Genomic DNA, 15923 nt, shown 5'->3' on the forward strand with positions numbered 1-15923 from the left:
CCGCAAGCACATTCGGCGTGGGCGCGCCGCTGGCCGTACCCCGGAGCAAGGCGTGCCCTGGCGTAGGCTCGGCAACCAACCGGATCACGGCACGACGACGCAGAAGCAGGCAGGCGATGGTGCACCTCACGCTCGCAGGACTGAGCGATGACCGCACTCGTCTGCTGCTGCTCGACGATGCCGGCGGCGAGTACACACTCACCGTCGATGCCTTGCTCCGGGCCGCTCTGCGCGGCGAGCACGCCCGCCTCGGCCAGTTGGAGATTCAGATGGACAGCGCCATTCGCCCGCGAGACATCCAGGCCCGCATCCGTGCAGGCGAGTCGGCCGAGTCGGTGGCCCAGGCGGCGCAGACGACCGTCGAGAAGATCATGACGTTCGCCGGGCCGGTGCTCGACGAACGTGCCCACGTCGCGCAGCGCGCCCAGAAGTCGTCCGTACGCCGCCGAAGCGGCGAGGGCTCGCTGGGTGGCGGTCGCACCCTGGGTGACGCGGTTGCCGAGCACCTGCGTGGCCTCAACGTCGATCCCCGCACGGTCGAATGGGACGCCTACCGTCGCGAAGACGGTCGCTGGACCCTCACCGCAGAGTTCACTGCCGGCTCCCACAAGGGCCCCGCCACCTTCTCCTTCGACATGCCGGGCAACTACGTCACCGTCGAGAACGACGACGCCCGCTGGCTGGTCGGTGAGGGCTCGTCCGCCAAGCCGGCCGCTGCTGCCGCACCGGTCGTCGAGGACGACGCGCCTGCCCCGCGCAAGCGCCGGCTGTCCGCCGTACCCGTCGAGGAGCTGCCGCTCGGGGACGACGCGATCGAGATGGTCTCCGGCGATGAGCCCGGCACGGCCGGTGAAGAGACGCTCGACCTGACCGAGGCGCTGCGTGAGGCCGAGCTCGAGAGCGCCGACGACGAGCCGGTCGAGGCACCGGTCGCTGCCGATGAGCCGGAGGCCGGGACCGACGACGAGGCCGACGAGCCCGCCCGCCGGCCGGTCAAGAAGACCCGCGGCCGGGCGTCGGTGCCGAGCTGGGACGAGATCATGTTCGGCGGCGGTTCGAGCGACGACGGCCGCGCGTAGCGCGGCCAGTGACCCGGACCACTACTTCTCAGTAGGGTGCGCCCATGTCGTACTTCGTTACCGGGGCGACCGGCTTCATCGGCCGGCATCTCGTCCAGCAGTTGATCGACCATCGCGAGGGCGACATCCACGTCCTGGTCCGCAAGAGCTCGCTGCCTCGCATGCAGGCGCTCGTCGAGCGGTGGAACTCCCAGGGCGGCGCCGGCCGGGTCGTACCGGTCACCGGAGACCTGACGAAGCCCGGCCTGGGCGTTGCGAAGTCGTGGGTCACCAGGCACGCCGGCAAGATCGACCACTTCTTCCACCTGGCGGCGGTCTACGACCTCACCGCCGACGACGCGACCAACGAGACCATGAACGTCGGCGGCACCCGCGAGGCGCTCGCGCTGGCTGCGTCGCTCAGGGCCGGCTGCTTCCACCAGGTGTCGTCGGTCGCGGCCGCGGGTGACTTCCGGGGCCGGTTCGACGAGACCATGTTCGCCGAAGGTCAGCACCTGCCGTCGCCGTACCACCGCACGAAGTACGAGTCCGAGCGCATCGTGCGTGACGAGGCGACGGTGCCGTGGCGGGTCTACCGGCCCGCGATCGTGGTCGGCCACAGCGAGACCGGCGCGATGGACAAGGTCGACGGTCCCTACTACTACTTCCCGATGCTCAAGGCGCTGCGCGACGTGCTGCCGGCGTGGCTGCCGATGATGGGCGTCGACCTGGGCGACACCAACGTCGTGCCCGTCGACTACGTCGCGGCCGCGATGGACCACCTCGCGCACCTGCCCGACCGCGACGGCGAGGCCTTCCATCTGGTCAACCCCGAGCCGCAGCCCGTGGTCGAGACCATCAACTTGTTCTGCGGTGCCGCCGGTGCGCCGCGGTTCGCGACGCCGATCGACCGGCGCATGACCGCCAGCGGACCGCTCAGTCTCGTGCCGCGGATGCTGCGGCCGTCGACCATCGTCTCCGCGATCGTGAAGTCGAGCGCCGGGCAGCTCGTGCTCGACCAGACCCTGGGCCGCCTCGGTGTGCCGGCCGAGGTGCTGGCGCACACCAGCTTCGCGTCCGTCTTCGACTCCCGGGCAACCGAGAAGGCGCTCTCGGGCTCGGGCATCGCCGTACCCGATCTCGAGTCGTATGCCCGGACCCTGTGGGGCTACTGGGAGGAACACCTCGACGAGTCGACCGGCAAGGACACCACGATCCGCGGCGCCCTGCAGGGCAAGTACGTCGTCATCACCGGCGCCTCGTCGGGCATCGGCCAGGTCACAGCGTTGAAGGTGGCGCAGGCCGGCGGCATCCCGGTGCTGGTCGCCCGTGGCAAGGACAAGCTCGAGGACACCCGGGCCACGATCGAGCTGCGCGGCGGGCAGGCCCACGTCTTCCCCTGCGACCTCTCCGACCTCGAGGCGATCGACGCGCTGTGCGAGCAGATGACGGCCGAGCTGCCGAGCGTCGACTTCGTGGTCAACAACGCCGGCCGTTCGATCCGCCGGTCGCTGCGGCTGTCGACAGACCGGTTCCACGACTTCGAGCGCACCATGCAGCTCAACTACTTCGGCGCGATCCGGCTCGTGATGGGCCTGATGCCTGCCATGCACAAGCAGAAGGCCGGCCACATCGTCAACATCAGCTCGATCGGTGTGCAGACCAACCCCCCGCGCTTCTCGGCGTACGTCGCGTCGAAGTCGGCGCTCGACTCGTGGAGCAACGTCGTGGCCTCCGAGGTCGTCGGCAACGGCATCACGTTCACCAGCATCCACATGCCTCTGGTGCGGACGCCGATGATCGCGCCGACCAAGATCTACGACAAGTTCCCCACGATCTCCCCAGCGCAGGCCGCCGACCTGGTGATCAGGGCGATGGTCGAGAAGCCGCACGAGATCAACACCGCCCTCGGCAACACCGGGGCGATCGCACACACGATCGCCCCGAAGACGACGTTCCGGCTGCTGAACATGGCCTACCACGTGTTCCCGGACTCGGCGGCGGCCAAGGGCCAGACGTCAGAGTCGGGGACCAGGGAGTCGGAGCAGGTCATGCTGGCCAAGGTGTTCAAGGGAGTGCACTGGTGACCTTGAAGCTCACCGGCCTCAACGTCCACCCCGTCAAGAGCACCGCGATCCGCCCGGTCGAGTCGGCCGAGGTGCTGCTACGTGGTCTGGCCGACGACCGCTCGTGGATCGTCGTCGACCCCGACGGCGTCATGGTCTCGGCACGGCAGGTGCACGACCTCTTCGCCATCGTCGCCGACACTCCTGCCACCGATCCCTCGGTGTCGGGCGCGCTGCGGCTGACGGCGCCCGGCATGCCCACCCTGTCGCTGGACCAGCCCTCGGGGCCGCTCGTCCCGGTGCGACTGTTCAGCCAGGATCTCTACGGCATCGCCACCGACGCGTCTGTCGGGGAGTGGCTGAGCACGACCCTCGGGCGCCCCGGCCTGCGGCTCCTGTGGTGCGACGACCCGTCCCGGCGGCGGCTCAATCCGGCGTACTCCTCCCCCGGCGACCACACGGCCTACGCCGACGGCTACCCGGTCACCCTGGCGTCCGAGGCGTCGCTGAGGCAGCTGAACGACTGGATCCTCGAGGGCGCCCTCGAACGCGGTGAGGAGCCACCCGAACCACTGCCCGTGCAGCGCTTCCGACCCAGTCTGGTCATCGACGGTGAGGAGCCGTTCGTCGAGGACCACTGGTCGTACGTCGACATCGCGGGAGTCCGCTTCCGGATGGCCATGCCCACCGGGAGGTGCGTGGTGACGACCCTCGACATCGGTTCGCTGCGCACGGGCAAGGAGCCGATCCGCACGCTGGCCAGGCACCGCCGGTCGGGCAGCGACACTCTGTTCGCCGTCAACCTGATCCCCGAGGGCACCGGCACGATCCGGGTCGGGGACGAGCTCTCAGTCGGCTGACCGACCGACTCGCTCCATCAGCGCCTCGGCGTCATGGGGCGCGAATCCCTTGACGTCGTTGTCGAAGTAGACGAACGCGTCCTGGCTCACCGACCACGCACGGAGACGCTCGGCCCACTGGTCGAGGGCCGCCGGGCCGTAGCCGCTGGCGTACAGCTCGCGGTCCCCGTGCAGCCGGACGTATCGGTAGTCCGAGGTGTCGCGATCCACCTTCGGCCACCGTCCTGCGGTGTCGGCCAGCACGACCGCGATGTCGTGTGCGGCCAGCTGGGCCAGAGCCTCCTCGGAGGCGAACGAGGGGCTGCGGAACTCCAGGGCGTGCCGGACAGGACGGTCGGCGTCGGTCTCGGCGTGCACCCGGTCGCCGGAGAGCCGGTCGTCATGACGCCTCGCCAACGCTGCGGCCTCAAGGGTGGTGCGTGGCAGCAGTCGCGCGAAGGCGTCCAGCACGCCCGCGTCGTACTCGAGCGCCTCGGGTAGCTGCCACAGCACCGGCCCGAGCTTCGGCCCCAGCGCGAGCACGCCGGAGGCGAAGAAGTTGGCAAGGGGCGCCTCGACCTCACGCAGCCGCTTGAGGTGCGTGATGAACCGGCCACCCTTGACCGCGAAGACGAAGTCGTCCGGTGTCTCGTCGCGCCACTTGGCGTACGACGACGGGCGCTGGAGCGAGTAGAACGAGCCGTTGATCTCGATCGACGTCAGCCTGGACGAGGCGTACTCCAGCTCACGGCGCTGCACCAGGCCGGGCGGGTAGAAGTCCCCTCGCCAGGCCGGGTAGGTCCACCCCGAGATGCCGATCCGGACCTCGCCCATCGCTCACGCACCCGTGGCGACCGGCCGTGACGGGTCGGTGATCCAGCCGCTCCAGCTGCCCGGGTAGAGCCTGGCCGCGATGCCCGCGACCTCCATGGCGAGCAGGTCGTGCGTGGCGGTGACGCCAGAGCCGCAGTACGCCGCCACATCCGCGCCCGGCACCGCACCCACCTCGGCATATATCGCTCTCAGCTCGTCGGGGCTGCGGAAGCGGCCGTCGTCGGTCAGGTTGCGCGAGGTCGGGACGTTGACCGCGCCCGGGATGTGGCCGGCAACCGGGTCGATCGGCTCAGTCTCTCCCCGGTAGCGCTCGGCTGCTCGGGCATCGACTAGGACGCCGACATAGAGCACGTCGTCTGAATCGACCAGACCGGCCCTGCTCCCGCCGCCCGCGAAGTCGCCCGGCTCGATCGCCGGCACATCGGTCTCGACCTCTCCCCCGGCCGCCCGCCACGCCGGCCAGGCGCCGTCGAGGACCCGCACGTCCGGGTGGCCGTGGTGGCGCAGCAGCCACCACGCGCGGCCGGCCGCGTGCCCCGACCAGTCGTCGTACACGATGACGGGGCGAGTGTTCGAGACGCCGGCGCGGCGCATCGCGGCGACGAAGTCAGCCGACTCGGGCAGCGGATGACGGCCGCCATCGCCCGGAGGGGCGGCCAGGTCGGTGTCCATGTCGACGTACGCCGCGCCCGGCACGTGACCCTCTGCGAACGCCTCCGGGCCGGCGGGAGCGCCGGTCCGGTAGCGGACGTCCAAGACGGTCACGTCGGCCAGCACCGCGCGGAGCTCGTCGGCGGAGATGAGGGGTCCGGTCATGGCGGTCATCTTGTCAGTGTCCTTCGGGTCGTCCGCCTGAGAGCGGGTCCCGGCACGCCCTCAGGCGGACGACTCGACGGCCCGGGTGGTGTGGAAGGATCCCACCTCGTGGCTGAACTGCATTTCTTCACCGGCACGATGGATACGGTTCCAATAGGTAATCTATTGTGATATAGTAGACATTGCCGGGGTTCCCCGGCGACAAATGAAAACGCCCCGGTCGGTGCGCTAACACCGCCGGGGCAGCCGAACTGGATTGGAGTTCGACAGATGAACGGTATCACCGTCACTGAGTTGATCGAGCGGTTGCAGGACTGCGACCCGGACGCCGAGGTTCGCCTCGCGACACAGCCGAACTGGCCGTTGCAGTACCACCTCGCGGGCATCGCCACTACCGAGGACATCGCGATGGACCGCCGCTGCGAGGACCACGACTTCTACAACTGCGAGGACTGCGCGGAGGGGCGGCTGCAAGACGACGGCTCGATCGTTTACCTCGTGGAGGGCAGCCAGCACTACGACCAGCCGTACGCGCCCCGCGCTGCTTGGGACGTCGTCCGATGAACGCCGACGACCTCCGAGGCCACGACTTCTACCCGAGCGAGGACGTGCTGGACACCATCCCGAGGCTGTACGCCACGGAGGACACGTCGCTGTGGGAGAAGACCGTTCACCTCCACTACTTCGTCGGAGCGTGCGACTGGTACATCGCGGAGTTGGGCGAAGACCGCCGCATCGCCTTCGGCTACGTCAACATGGGCGACCCGCAGAACGCCGAGTGGGGCTACATCGACCTCGTGGAGTTGAGGCAGATCGTGGTCGACACGCGGCACGGCTTCTCGGTCGTGGTCGAGCGGGACCTGCACTGGACGCCTACCGTGTTCGGTGACGTGAACGACAGGAGGGTGCGATGAAGTCCAAGACCGCCAAACCGCGCGAGGCCATGGGCTACATCCGCGTCTCGAAGGTCGCCGGACGCGACAAAGACGAAAGCGCATCGCGATTCCACTCCCCAGAGATGCAGCTCGACACAGTCAAGGCCTCTGCGGAGGCGGCAGGCGGCGTGTTTGTCGGCTACCGCTACGACCCGGACAAGTCTGGCTACTCAGGTATCTACCGTCCTGGCTGGGAGGAATGCGTCGACTGGGTGATGGAGAGCCCACGCGAGCGGATGATCGTCGCATACGACACCTCCCGCCTGTCGAGGAACCTCTGGAAGTTGCTGGGCGACGTGCAGCACAAAATCGTTCCGGCGGGTGGGCGTGTGATTGTCGCGGGCGACGGGATCGACACCGACGAAGAGAATTGGCAAGACCGACTGCACTTCGCGGGGATGTTCGCCGAGCGGACTTCCCGTGACATCGGGACCAAGTGGACCAAAGTCCTCAACAAGCGCGCCACAGTGGGGAAGTCCCCGACCGGCAAAGTCCCGTACGGCTACGCGGCGGTGATCGGCAAAGACGGCAAGCCCACCGGGGCGCTGGTCGAGGACCCCGAGACGGCCCCAGTCATGCGGCGGATGTACGCCCTATACCTGTCGGGCGAAGGCCTGCGCGCCATCGCGGAGACGCTGAACTCGGAGGGCGTTCCGTCACCGGGCGGCTCGACGTGGGCCGTGTCCACGATCAAGCGCCTGCTGGAGAACGGTGCCGCTGCCGGGCTGCTGCGCTTTCGAGGGGAACTGACGAAGGGCGGGTGGGACTCGCTCATCTCCCAGACCCAGTGGCGCGCCTTCGAGGTCGAGCGCAAGCGCCGCCGGAAGATCCCGAACCGCTCGCAGGCCCCGAAGTGGACGCTGGCCGGGATCGCCGTGTGCGCCTACTGCGGGTCGCGCCTGACCGTGACCTCGCTGGTGGACCCGAAAGGCATGGCCGCGTGCTCGACGTACCGCACGCGCGGCAAGGCCGAGTGCAGGAACGTCCGAGGTGTCCCGGTGCTGGCTGCTCCTCCCGTCGCGCCGGACTGGCAGATCGAGTACGGCTCGGATGACGCGGAGGCGGGCGGGGTGTTCGTGAACCGCCTGACGCTGGAGAACCAGTTCACGTACTTCCTGGCCGGTCATCTCGACGTGCTGGCCGACCGCATCAAGCGCGGCGCGAACAAGACTGCTGCCAGCGAGCAGATGGAGGCTGACACCCGCTCCGCCGTCGCTCGCGAGGCGCTGGAGAAGATCTCAACGGCGCGGACTCGTCTGGCGACCGCTTGGGCGATGAGCGACCTCGGGGACGCGGAGTACCGCGCCGGACTGGCCGACCTCGAAGCCCAAGCCGAGAGCCACCGCGAGGTGCTGGAAGCAGCCGAGGCCGTCGCCGTGACTCATGTCTCGGACGAAGACACGCTGGACGCCCTCATCAACGGCGGCGAGACCGTCAGCCACGCCGAGTGGGCGCAGATCCTCCGGCGAGTCATCACGAGGGTGGAGGTCTCGCGAGACACCATCAAGTTCGTACCCAAGGACGGTGACCCCTCAGAGGTCGCGCGGGCCAAGTTGAAGCGCAAGCCCGGTCGTCCGCGTAAGTCCGACGTGGGAGCCGCGTAGCGCCGCTGGACTCGCCAGATCGCTTCTGGTGCTTCTTCACCCCGGGTCCGAAGGGTTATATGGCTCGGGGTGGTGAAGCGTTCAGGAGGCTTTCGTGATGCGGCAGCCCGCGTCGAGCGGAGCAGGGACGAAGTCGTCAAAGCCGATGTCCCAGGTCGCCCCGTCGCGAGTGCGGTGCAGGCCCCGGTGCTGGCCGCTCAGCTTGCAGTTCTGGACCTCGACCTGGCCGTTGATCTTGACGTGCAAGAACGCGTGGCAGAACGGGTCGTAGGAGCCGGGCGGGTTCCGGAAGCCCCTGCCGTCCGCGACGACTTGGGCGCACCTCGGGCACTGGCCCGCTTTGGCCGGGTCGTTCTCGTCAGGCACGAACTCGTCTCCGAGAACGGCTCGCATGTGCGACCTACCGCACGCGGCGGGAGGCCCGCTGTTCATGGCCCCGCCGAAGAAGTGGACAGCGCCGGGGACGGCCTCGCCGCGCCACGGATCGCCGTCCCAAGTCCCGACCAGGTCGATCGCGTGGATGAGGCCGGGGTTCGGCAGCAGCCGCTTCTCGCGGTTGCCTTGCGCGTCCCGTCCGGCACCGACCCGGTCGTGGGCGACTCGCATGACCTGCGGCTTGGGCTTGAAGCGGTCGCGAGCCGTGCTCGGCGGCGGCGCGGCGTCCGACTCGACGGTGAACTCAGGCTCGGGAGCCGGTCGCTTGGCGCGGATCTTGTCGCCCCACTCCTTGTCGAACCGGTGGACCGTGGCAGCCGACAGCGGCGTGTCAGGCCCGCTGGCATTGAAGCCGATCTTCGCGAGCAGCGTCATCACGAGCGTGGTCGTGCACTGGTACCGGTCGGCGACTTCCTGAACGGTCATCATGGGCGATCCCCTCGAACGTGTGTTCTCACGATACGCCGGTTCTCGTCCCGAGTGCGGAGGACGCGCACCGCCTGTGGATAACTCAGTCATGCGAGCGGTGGGAGGACGCCAGACACGTACGAGGCGAACTCCGTGCAGAGTCAACTCCGTACAGAGTCGGGACTAGAAAACGGTGTCCGGGTCAAGTACGTGAACGCCGGAAAACTTGGTGTGGACTGACTTCTGGATGGAGGCAGTAGAGCAGGCCCCTGCGCCGCTGGGACTCCGTTTCGACCGGTCACTCCACTGCTCACACCACCACCGTGGCGAGCGGTTCCCAGCGGTCCCGGCACCGCCCGTGTTCCATCATCATTGGATCGTGGAACGCGGTAGTCCGGTCTGCCACCCCTCGGCGGTCCGCCCGGTCGGCGGTCCGTGAGGGCAGCTGCCGCCTCGGGTACAGAACCCATCGGACAGACGGCGGCAGACCACCACGGACTATCTGGCGGGCTCCTGCGTACCCTCCTCGGCCTTGCGACGGCGGGCCTCGACCTGCTCGCGTCGGTGCTCCACCTCCGAGCGGCGGTACTGGACCGGGCACAGACGGTCGAGGCCAGCGCAGCGGCAGCCGCGCTGGTGCTGGTCGGCGGCGCTCATGACCGCTCGCCGTACTTGCTGGTCTTGCCGCGCAGAGCGGCCATGCGCAGACGGGCTCGGCGCTTGCGGGAGAACTCGGTCGGGTCGAGCGTCTCCATGGCAGCCGTGAGGGCCTTGGCCTCGGTCTCGCCCGCTCGCATCAACACGTCGGTGAGGCGCTCGGCGGCCTCGTCGAGCACTTCGCTTCGCTGGCCGGTCGCCGCGAGCACGGATCGCTGCGCTCCGACGTGCATCGCGAGCGTCTGCGCCTCCTGCCGGACGGCGGTGGGGTCGTCTTCGTTGGTCATGTTGTCTCCTTCGGGTTGGTGATCCACTTCCAGTCGTCGTCTCGGCATGTGCATCGCGCGATGTGCTCGCGCACGAGGTCCAGCGCCTTCACCTCGACGGCAGCGGGCTTGAGGATGGCCGTGCTCTTGCCGATGTGGCCCTTCCTCGGGCAGGCGGCGGTCAGGATGATGGACAGCGGCAGCCATGCCCGCTGCACGTGTTCGCTCGCCTCGACGGTGGCTCTGGCTGTCAGCGCGGTCACCGTGTCGAGCCAGACGCGGCGCGACTTCTGGTACGGCGTCACGGGCGGGCTTCGGTGGCGGTCAACGGGCATGACGGTCTCCCCGCGAGTCGTCGTGTAGCCAGGTACAACGCGTGTACACCCGCGCACGTGTGAGAGATGGCGGACCCGACTCGGTCCCGACCGCCTCCCCGCAGTCCTCCGGCTGCTTCACGTTCAGGCTCGTGAACGTGATGAACGCGTTCACCAGAACACGTTCATGTTCAGGGCCTATATGGCCCTGAACGTGTACGGCGCTCCTGAATGGGTTTTGACCTGAACGTGAAGCGACCATCACTTGCCGTCGCCTCCTCTGACCGAGTCCAAGAACGCCAGCCCCGAGGTGGTGATGGTGTAGACCGACGACTTGCCGACCTTCTCCACCGATGCCCAGCCGTTGGCCTCGATCAGCGCGAGCGTGCCGCTTACGTGCGACGACTTCGAGCCGAGCGCGGCCTTGGTGTCTGAGACCGACAGTCCCTTGGGATAGGCCTTGGTCAGCACGTCGAGCACCTTGATCTTCCACTCCAACGATCCCTCGTCGATCCCCACCGACGCCGTCAGACGCCCTCCCACCACGGGGAGGTAGGTGAGGTGGGAGCCGTCCTCCGAGAGCTCCAACGAGCCCTTGGGAAGCACCACGTCTCGTCCCTTGGGTGAGGTGAGGACACGCGGCTTGCTGTTGTCCGTCGCGTCCTGCTTCGTGAGGTGGATGACCGTCGTGGCCCAGTCACGCGCACGTGAGGACCCGCGCTCACGATCCGTGTCCCAGCCCGTGTGGTGGGTGATCACGCGCACGCCCACCCCGGCCGCGATGCAGATCGAGTCGACCGCCTCCTGAAACGCCGACCACGAACCCTTCTTGTCCTCGTCCAGGCCGCACGCCTCGAAGAAGTCCGCAGCCGGGTCGAGCACCAGAGCCCCCGCGCCCACCTCCCGCAGCAGCGACGCCCACGCGTCCTGCACATTTTTGTCCATGAGGTTGAGAAGCGTGCGCCGACGCTCGTCGTTCACCAGCGGGATCGGGATCACCCGCGACATGACCTCGTCGGTCCATGCCGCCCGCTCGTACCAGCCGGCCAGCATCGCGGGGTGCATCTCGGCGTCGATCACGACGACCGAGCCCGTGATCGGCTCCGTCACCTCGAAGTGACCGAGCCACTTCTCACCCGAGACGAGCGCCCCCGCCGTGTCACGGATGAGGGTCGTCTTGCCCGCACCCGCCTGCGATACGAGCAGCACCTTGGCCTCATGGGCGATCACATGGTCGACGTGCCAGCGAAACGGCTCGTCCTTGGCACGCTCGATCAGATCCTGCACGCCGCGCGGCATCGTGGCGGCCAGATCTGCGAACGCCTCGGTGACGGTCGCCCGCTCCTCGGCCTTGTTGCCCTCGCGCACGACCTCACGCGCGTCATCACGCGCAGCCTCGGCGCGAACCGCGTTGCGCCACTGACCCACGGGCACCACGACGCCGCTTCGCGTGGCGACGGGCGTCTTGCTCACCTCGGCCGTCGCCTCGATCGTCGTCAGTCCGCCGAGTAGGAAGTCGGTCTGCTCCTGCGTCAGGTCAGCCCAGTCAGCGTCGGGCGGGATCGGCGGGGTCTCGTCGCTCATCCGGCACCACCCGTGAGCGCCAGGACCATCGCCAGCGCGAGCACGAGGTATCCCATTGCCAGCATCGCTGCACTGATCCAGCGGGCAACCTCGTGCGCTCGGTGGGTTACTCCACCGAACCGGGTGAGATAAATTGGAACCGTCCGAGGGTTCTTCTGCTCCTCTGATGCCAGCCGGGTTGTCCGCCCGGCTGGTGTCGTGTCGGCGCCCATATCAGCCCGCCGCCTCAGCAGCCTCGACGTTGGCGAGCTCCTCGTAGTAGCGCACGGCCGCCTCACACCTCGCGAGATGGGCCTTCGCGGCGGTGAGGTCCTGCTGGTACCGCGTCTCGATCCGGTCGATCCGCTTGTTTGCCCATGCGAGCCGACGGCGAGCGTTGCCGAGCGGGGTGTGGCTCACCGCTCTGGCCTTGGCCATGCGGTCTTGTGCCGTCAACGACGGCGATTCAGTGGCAGACATCCAGCGCTCCTAGCGCTATGTCCGCGAGCGGCTGTCGGCTGGGCCGATGAGGGTTTGCGCGGTACTTCGGATTTCCTTCTCCGCGAAGAGCCCACTGCCTGTAAGCGAACCGGGTCGCCCCGGTAGGTACAGGGTATAACAACCGACGAGTGCTTGTACCTACTGGCTTGACCCTTATTAGGGTTGTTTCAGGCCAGTCCATTCTTGGGCCGCTCAGGTCCTTTGGACCCACCCGTCAAGCCAAGACACGTCCCAGGTCGAGACCCCACTCCCGGACGTGAAAGGCCAATGCCTTGCCACTCAAGACCTGGCGCGAGTTGATGGAGGACCCCGAGCCTCGCAAGTCGTCGTCGCCCAAGCAGCTGACCTACGTCGTTCCCGACACCGAGCCTGTCCTGACGATCGACGGCCTCGCCGCGATGATCGCGAAGTATCCCGAGTTCGGTCGCCCGGGTGAGTTCGCGTTCTACGAGGTCGACCGTCTGGACCTGGGCAACGGCTACGCGCTGATCACCGCACAGACGTTCCGCTTCGCAGAGGACGCGGCCTGATGGGCTACCGAACGCACTACGAGTGCACCTTCTGTGACTTCACGACTACCAGTCCCGAGCGCATGGCTGAGCACACGCGACAGTCAGGTCACCCCGAGCACCGAGAGTCGGAACGGCGGAGGGCGAAAGGCAGGTCGGGCAACGTCAAGCGCCGGGCACGCCGCGAGCGCGAGCAGCGCCAGCAGACCGAAGACCAGCAGCGCCAGCAGATGGCGCAGCAGCAGCGCCAGGCCGCTCTCGACAACAAGATGAAGCAGGCGCTCGGGACGCGGAACCGCTGATGCCCAAGGGCCAGTACGACCGCACGCCGGAGGCCAGGGCCGCGTCCGCCGAGAACATGCGCAAGGCGCGCGCCGCTCAGTCACCAACGTGGGCGCGTGCTCGCGGTGAAGCCAACCGTCGCCGCCGCGAAGACCCTGAGACTCACGCGCAGGCTGCCGCTGTTGCCGCCGACAACTGGTCGGCGTGGCGAGCGGCCAACCCCGACAAAGCCGCCGAGGCGAACCACAACGCCGGTCTCGTCTCCACGGCCCAGCGCTGGAAGTGCAACGACTGCACGTTCGTCTCGCACGCGATGGGCGTTGCCCGTCACCAACGAGCCAAAGACCACCACCGCGGGCGAACCCGCATCGACAATATCGACAAGGAGACAGCATGAGCACCGCACAGAAGTACCTCCTCCGCACGCCGCTGCACGCGGTAGAGGACGAGCCCGAGCGCCTGTCTGAGCCGGACGGGCTGAAAGTCATCGTCTCTGCGACGGGCGGCGCTGCCTGCCCACTCCATGAAACAGGCCCCACGGCAAATCACATCCGTGGCCCTGTGGCTGCGGTCCCACCCGAGGGTCATCCCGACTGGTCCTCGCTTCGCTCTCAGGGCGGGAGCCTGCGAAGCCAGCGAGTAGTGGACGGCCTGATCATCGACGCCTGCGGCCTTGGCAACCCGAACGACATCCGCTGCCGCTGCGACGACACGTCGGCCCACCCGCTGACCGTGACCATGCGGCACCTCTCACAGGGCCGCATCGTTCGCGCTCACCAGAACACCACCGAGACGCAGGTCCGCCTGACCCGCGCGATCCAGTCCGGCGACGTGGACCGGCTGATCCACCAGTTGGAGCCCCGGCTCGACGCCCTGAAGATGCTGGTGGACCGCGCCCGTGCCGAGCACGGCGGTGACCTGCCGGAGGTCGTGATCGAGGCGACGGTCGTTCTCGCCCGCACATTGTGCGGCCCCTCGCGCTGGGACGTCCGCACCGGCTACAACATGTGGGAGTGGCCGAAGGGCTTTCGGATCGGTGCCGCCTTCGAGTTGGCCGACTCCGTGATGAAGCACGACTTCGTCCACGACGCCGTGATCCGACGTCTCGTCGATGGCCTGTGAGGCACCTGAGCAGACCAGAGGTAGCCGCCACAGGGATCCGGAAGCGCCTCCAGAGCTTCTGACTAACGGGGCGAAGGGTCTACCCATACCCACGCTCAGAGGCCCTTGAAGAACTCCCGATCGATCTCTACGTCGAACACGGTTCGGGCCGTCGAGGTCACGCCGACTCCGTGCTCACGGAGCAGCTCGACCAGCGTTTCGCCGTCGATCAGATCGAGCGGTGGAGCGCCGTCTCGGGTGGCCTCGGCCTTGGCGTCTGGGGTGTAGGTGCCGGTGGTAATCAGCAGACCCTTATCCCCGCGACCAATCATGGCGCCACGAAAGTCCCGCACTTTGCTGGAGCCGACCGTCCCCGCGTAGCGCTTGCACTGGAAGTAGACGGGGAACGAGAGGAGCGGTGAAACGCGGTAGACGCCGGTGCCGTCGATCCCCTGATCGCCGGAGCCCCCGGTGACCGTCACGTTCACGAAACCGGCCTCGCGGAGCAACCGCTTGGTGAGACGCTCAAACGCATACGGGTCCATGGCCTTCAAGACGTCGAGCAATTCGGTCTGCCAGTCAGTCTCCTCGACCTCCTCATCGTCATCTGGCTCGACGACCTCGGTAACGTCGCCGGCCTCAAGGCCGGCATCGACGGCGGCCTGCTTCGCCTTCTTGCGCTCGGCTGCCCTACGGCGACTGCGCTCCTTCTTTAGCTGGTCGACGTCGGCTTTCGTGGCCGTTTGCCCAGCGGGCGTTAGAGCCCAAACGCCCCGCTGACTGTTCGTGATCAGCCCGAGGTCCTTGACGAGCGTCCTCGCCCACGCGAGGCGGTACTCGATCTCAGAGCGGTTGCCGCGTGGATGAGGAACCGCCTGCTGCTCCTCCGAGAGTCCTCGCAGTTGCACAACGGCTTCGTTCATCTCCTCGATACTTCCTGAGCCACCAAGGTCGCGCAGTACCTGCACGGTGTCCCAGGCAAACGAGAACGCCGAGGGGATCTCGACTTCGTGGTCAGACATGCGGCGAGCTTAAGCGCTCGCTCCACTGCGCGCTGGTTCAAACCCAATCGGCTCTACGCCGTGCTCGACATGCCTGCGGACTATTAAGCCGATCGCTTGACATGAGGGCAGACATGAACTGCATGATCTCTTCGCATGAGGTATCATCTTGAGGACATAACCAATGTGGAGGCATCATGGGAGACCCAGAGATTGACGCCATGTCGGCAGTCGCGACCGCGCTGACCAACCTCGAGGAGGACCAGCAGGACCGCGTGCTGCGCTGGGCGGCTGAGCGCTACGGCGTCACGCTCGCCAAGGGCAGCGGACGGCGTGGAGGCGCTGGTGGTGGCGGGGCTGACAACGAGGACGGCGAAGACGTCACCGACGACGAGATCAAGGCGGAGGCTCCCGTCTACGAGCACTTCGCCGAGCTCTTTTCGGCGGCACAGCCCAAGACGAACGAGGACAAGGCGCTGGTGGCGGCCTACTGGGTGCAGGCGATCGAGGGAAAGGACCAGTGGGCGTCTCGCCTGCTGAACGTGGAACTGAAGAATCTCGGCCACCCGATCGCCAACATTACCGAGGCTCTGAGCAGCAACATGCGGAAGAAGCCTCAGCGGGTCATCCAGTTGCGAAAGTCGGGCAGCAGCCAACAGGCGACCAAGACTTACAAGGTCACCCATGAGGGGTTGGTGTACGTACAAGGCATGCTCAGCCGAAGCGACGACTGA

20 protein-coding genes are annotated in these 15923 nt (G+C 67.6%); 11 read left to right on the top strand and 9 right to left on the bottom strand.

The features are described 5' to 3' along the window. The first annotated feature begins 116 nt into the window (after nt 1–116). The 3 genes from sepH to H4Q84_RS03420 are packed head-to-tail and all read left to right on the top strand — an operon-like array spanning nt 117 to nt 3984. A complete protein-coding gene (gene sepH, locus H4Q84_RS03410; protein ID WP_248582003.1) occupies nt 117–1079 on the top strand; it encodes a septation protein SepH in 963 nt (320 codons plus the stop codon). Nucleotides 1080–1123: 44 nt separating this feature from the next. Next, the gene (locus H4Q84_RS03415; protein WP_248582004.1) at nt 1124–3145 is read left to right on the top strand and encodes an SDR family oxidoreductase; all 2022 of its coding nucleotides are present in this window, start codon (nt 1124–1126) and stop codon (nt 3143–3145) included. Further along, nucleotides 3142–3984, top strand: a complete 843-nt coding sequence (locus H4Q84_RS03420; protein WP_248582005.1) for an MOSC N-terminal beta barrel domain-containing protein — start codon at nt 3142–3144, stop codon at nt 3982–3984. Before H4Q84_RS03415 ends, H4Q84_RS03420 begins: the two co-directional genes overlap by 4 nt. On the opposite strand, the gene H4Q84_RS03425 is transcribed toward H4Q84_RS03420, so the two are convergent. After that, nucleotides 3973–4797: a DUF72 domain-containing protein gene (locus H4Q84_RS03425; RefSeq protein ID WP_248582006.1), complete on the bottom strand. Its 825-nt coding sequence runs from the start codon at nt 4795–4797 to the stop codon at nt 3973–3975. The two genes, H4Q84_RS03420 and H4Q84_RS03425, sit on opposite strands and share 12 nt — an antisense overlap. A gap of 3 nt (nt 4798–4800) precedes the next feature. Beyond that, entirely contained in the window at nt 4801–5622 is an 822-nt protein-coding gene (locus H4Q84_RS03430; RefSeq protein ID WP_349238403.1) for a sulfurtransferase, read from the bottom strand. A gap of 261 nt (nt 5623–5883) precedes the next feature. On the opposite strand from H4Q84_RS03430, the gene H4Q84_RS03435 reads away from it, so the two are divergent. From H4Q84_RS03435 to H4Q84_RS03445, 3 genes are read left to right on the top strand one after another with little or no spacing between them, the layout of a single operon-like run. Beyond that, the gene (locus H4Q84_RS03435) at nt 5884–6177 is read left to right on the top strand and encodes a hypothetical protein (RefSeq protein WP_248582007.1); all 294 of its coding nucleotides are present in this window, start codon (nt 5884–5886) and stop codon (nt 6175–6177) included. Further along, a complete protein-coding gene (locus tag H4Q84_RS03440) occupies nt 6174–6527 on the top strand; it encodes a DUF2958 domain-containing protein (RefSeq protein ID WP_248582008.1) in 354 nt (117 codons plus the stop codon). Before H4Q84_RS03435 ends, H4Q84_RS03440 begins: the two co-directional genes overlap by 4 nt. After that, a complete protein-coding gene (locus tag H4Q84_RS03445; protein ID WP_248582009.1) occupies nt 6524–8152 on the top strand; it encodes a recombinase family protein in 1629 nt (542 codons plus the stop codon). The genes H4Q84_RS03440 and H4Q84_RS03445 overlap by 4 nt, the downstream gene beginning before the upstream one ends. A gap of 81 nt (nt 8153–8233) precedes the next feature. Here H4Q84_RS03445 and H4Q84_RS03450 read toward each other — a convergent pair whose 3' ends face one another. From H4Q84_RS03450 to H4Q84_RS03475, 6 genes are all read right to left on the bottom strand, one after another. After that, nucleotides 8234–9016: a hypothetical protein gene (locus tag H4Q84_RS03450; protein ID WP_248582010.1), complete on the bottom strand. Its 783-nt coding sequence runs from the start codon at nt 9014–9016 to the stop codon at nt 8234–8236. 477 nt (nt 9017–9493) lie between these two features. Next, complete coding sequence (locus H4Q84_RS03455) at nt 9494–9652, bottom strand: hypothetical protein (protein ID WP_248582011.1); 159 nt, start codon at nt 9650–9652, stop codon at nt 9494–9496. Next, the gene (locus H4Q84_RS03460; RefSeq protein WP_248582012.1) at nt 9649–9939 is read right to left on the bottom strand and encodes a hypothetical protein; all 291 of its coding nucleotides are present in this window, start codon (nt 9937–9939) and stop codon (nt 9649–9651) included. Before H4Q84_RS03460 ends, H4Q84_RS03455 begins: the two co-directional genes overlap by 4 nt. Continuing rightward, nucleotides 9936–10253 carry a hypothetical protein gene (locus tag H4Q84_RS03465; RefSeq protein WP_248582013.1) on the bottom strand — a complete coding sequence of 106 codons (318 nt, stop codon included), beginning with the start codon at nt 10251–10253 and terminating at the stop codon, nt 9936–9938. The genes H4Q84_RS03460 and H4Q84_RS03465 overlap by 4 nt, the downstream gene beginning before the upstream one ends. Nucleotides 10254–10493: 240 nt before the next feature. Continuing rightward, nucleotides 10494–11816 carry an AAA family ATPase gene (locus H4Q84_RS03470; protein ID WP_248582014.1) on the bottom strand — a complete coding sequence of 441 codons (1323 nt, stop codon included), beginning with the start codon at nt 11814–11816 and terminating at the stop codon, nt 10494–10496. A gap of 213 nt (nt 11817–12029) precedes the next feature. Continuing rightward, on the bottom strand, nt 12030–12275 hold the full coding sequence (locus H4Q84_RS03475; protein WP_248582015.1) for a hypothetical protein: 246 nt from the start codon (nt 12273–12275) through the stop codon (nt 12030–12032). Between the two features lie 293 nt (nt 12276–12568). On the opposite strand from H4Q84_RS03475, the gene H4Q84_RS03480 reads away from it, so the two are divergent. The 4 genes from H4Q84_RS03480 (at nt 12569) to H4Q84_RS03495 (ending at nt 14209) form a co-directional block, all read left to right on the top strand. Further along, a complete protein-coding gene (locus H4Q84_RS03480; protein ID WP_248582016.1) occupies nt 12569–12826 on the top strand; it encodes a hypothetical protein in 258 nt (85 codons plus the stop codon). A gap of 62 nt (nt 12827–12888) precedes the next feature. Then, nucleotides 12889–13107 (top strand): hypothetical protein, encoded by a 219-nt coding sequence (locus H4Q84_RS03485; RefSeq protein WP_248582017.1) that lies wholly within the window; start codon nt 12889–12891, stop codon nt 13105–13107. Then, nucleotides 13107–13484, top strand: coding sequence for a hypothetical protein (locus tag H4Q84_RS03490; RefSeq protein WP_248582018.1), 378 nt, complete (start codon nt 13107–13109; stop codon nt 13482–13484). Before H4Q84_RS03485 ends, H4Q84_RS03490 begins: the two co-directional genes overlap by 1 nt. Nucleotides 13485–13729: 245 nt before the next feature. After that, entirely contained in the window at nt 13730–14209 is a 480-nt protein-coding gene (locus H4Q84_RS03495) for a hypothetical protein (RefSeq protein WP_248582019.1), read from the top strand. Between the two features lie 95 nt (nt 14210–14304). Here H4Q84_RS03495 and H4Q84_RS03500 read toward each other — a convergent pair whose 3' ends face one another. After that, the gene (locus H4Q84_RS03500) at nt 14305–15210 is read right to left on the bottom strand and encodes a restriction endonuclease (RefSeq protein WP_248582020.1); all 906 of its coding nucleotides are present in this window, start codon (nt 15208–15210) and stop codon (nt 14305–14307) included. 200 nt (nt 15211–15410) lie between these two features. Here H4Q84_RS03500 and H4Q84_RS03505 point away from each other — a divergent pair, with 200 nt between their 5' ends. Next, nucleotides 15411–15923: a hypothetical protein gene (locus H4Q84_RS03505; protein ID WP_248582021.1), complete on the top strand. Its 513-nt coding sequence runs from the start codon at nt 15411–15413 to the stop codon at nt 15921–15923.

It is taken from the genome of Nocardioides sp. InS609-2 (genome assembly GCF_023208195.1).
GTDB lineage: Bacteria > Actinomycetota > Actinomycetes > Propionibacteriales > Nocardioidaceae > Nocardioides.

What these genes read in the sequence shown, in the direction of transcription:
- H4Q84_RS03415 (WP_248582004.1), top strand. Translation starts at nt 1,124, where the DNA reads ATGTCGTACTTCGTTACCGGGGCGACCGGCTTCATCGGCCGGCATCTC.
- H4Q84_RS03450 (WP_248582010.1), bottom strand. Translation starts at nt 9,016, where the DNA reads ATGATGACCGTTCAGGAAGTCGCCGACCGGTACCAGTGCACGACCACG.
- H4Q84_RS03445 (WP_248582009.1), top strand. Translation starts at nt 6,524, where the DNA reads ATGAAGTCCAAGACCGCCAAACCGCGCGAGGCCATGGGCTACATCCGC.
- H4Q84_RS03475 (WP_248582015.1), bottom strand. Translation starts at nt 12,275, where the DNA reads ATGTCTGCCACTGAATCGCCGTCGTTGACGGCACAAGACCGCATGGCC.
- H4Q84_RS03500 (WP_248582020.1), bottom strand. Translation starts at nt 15,210, where the DNA reads ATGTCTGACCACGAAGTCGAGATCCCCTCGGCGTTCTCGTTTGCCTGG.
- H4Q84_RS03455 (WP_248582011.1), bottom strand. Translation starts at nt 9,652, where the DNA reads ATGAGCGCCGCCGACCAGCACCAGCGCGGCTGCCGCTGCGCTGGCCTC.
- H4Q84_RS03470 (WP_248582014.1), bottom strand. Translation starts at nt 11,816, where the DNA reads ATGAGCGACGAGACCCCGCCGATCCCGCCCGACGCTGACTGGGCTGAC.
- H4Q84_RS03460 (WP_248582012.1), bottom strand. Translation starts at nt 9,939, where the DNA reads ATGACCAACGAAGACGACCCCACCGCCGTCCGGCAGGAGGCGCAGACG.
- sepH (WP_248582003.1), top strand. Translation starts at nt 117, where the DNA reads ATGGTGCACCTCACGCTCGCAGGACTGAGCGATGACCGCACTCGTCTG.
- H4Q84_RS03430 (WP_349238403.1), bottom strand. Translation starts at nt 5,622, where the DNA reads ATGACCGCCATGACCGGACCCCTCATCTCCGCCGACGAGCTCCGCGCG.
- H4Q84_RS03440 (WP_248582008.1), top strand. Translation starts at nt 6,174, where the DNA reads ATGAACGCCGACGACCTCCGAGGCCACGACTTCTACCCGAGCGAGGAC.
- H4Q84_RS03435 (WP_248582007.1), top strand. Translation starts at nt 5,884, where the DNA reads ATGAACGGTATCACCGTCACTGAGTTGATCGAGCGGTTGCAGGACTGC.
- H4Q84_RS03485 (WP_248582017.1), top strand. Translation starts at nt 12,889, where the DNA reads ATGGCTGAGCACACGCGACAGTCAGGTCACCCCGAGCACCGAGAGTCG.
- H4Q84_RS03425 (WP_248582006.1), bottom strand. Translation starts at nt 4,797, where the DNA reads ATGGGCGAGGTCCGGATCGGCATCTCGGGGTGGACCTACCCGGCCTGG.
- H4Q84_RS03490 (WP_248582018.1), top strand. Translation starts at nt 13,107, where the DNA reads ATGCCCAAGGGCCAGTACGACCGCACGCCGGAGGCCAGGGCCGCGTCC.
- H4Q84_RS03505 (WP_248582021.1), top strand. Translation starts at nt 15,411, where the DNA reads ATGTCGGCAGTCGCGACCGCGCTGACCAACCTCGAGGAGGACCAGCAG.
- H4Q84_RS03465 (WP_248582013.1), bottom strand. Translation starts at nt 10,253, where the DNA reads ATGCCCGTTGACCGCCACCGAAGCCCGCCCGTGACGCCGTACCAGAAG.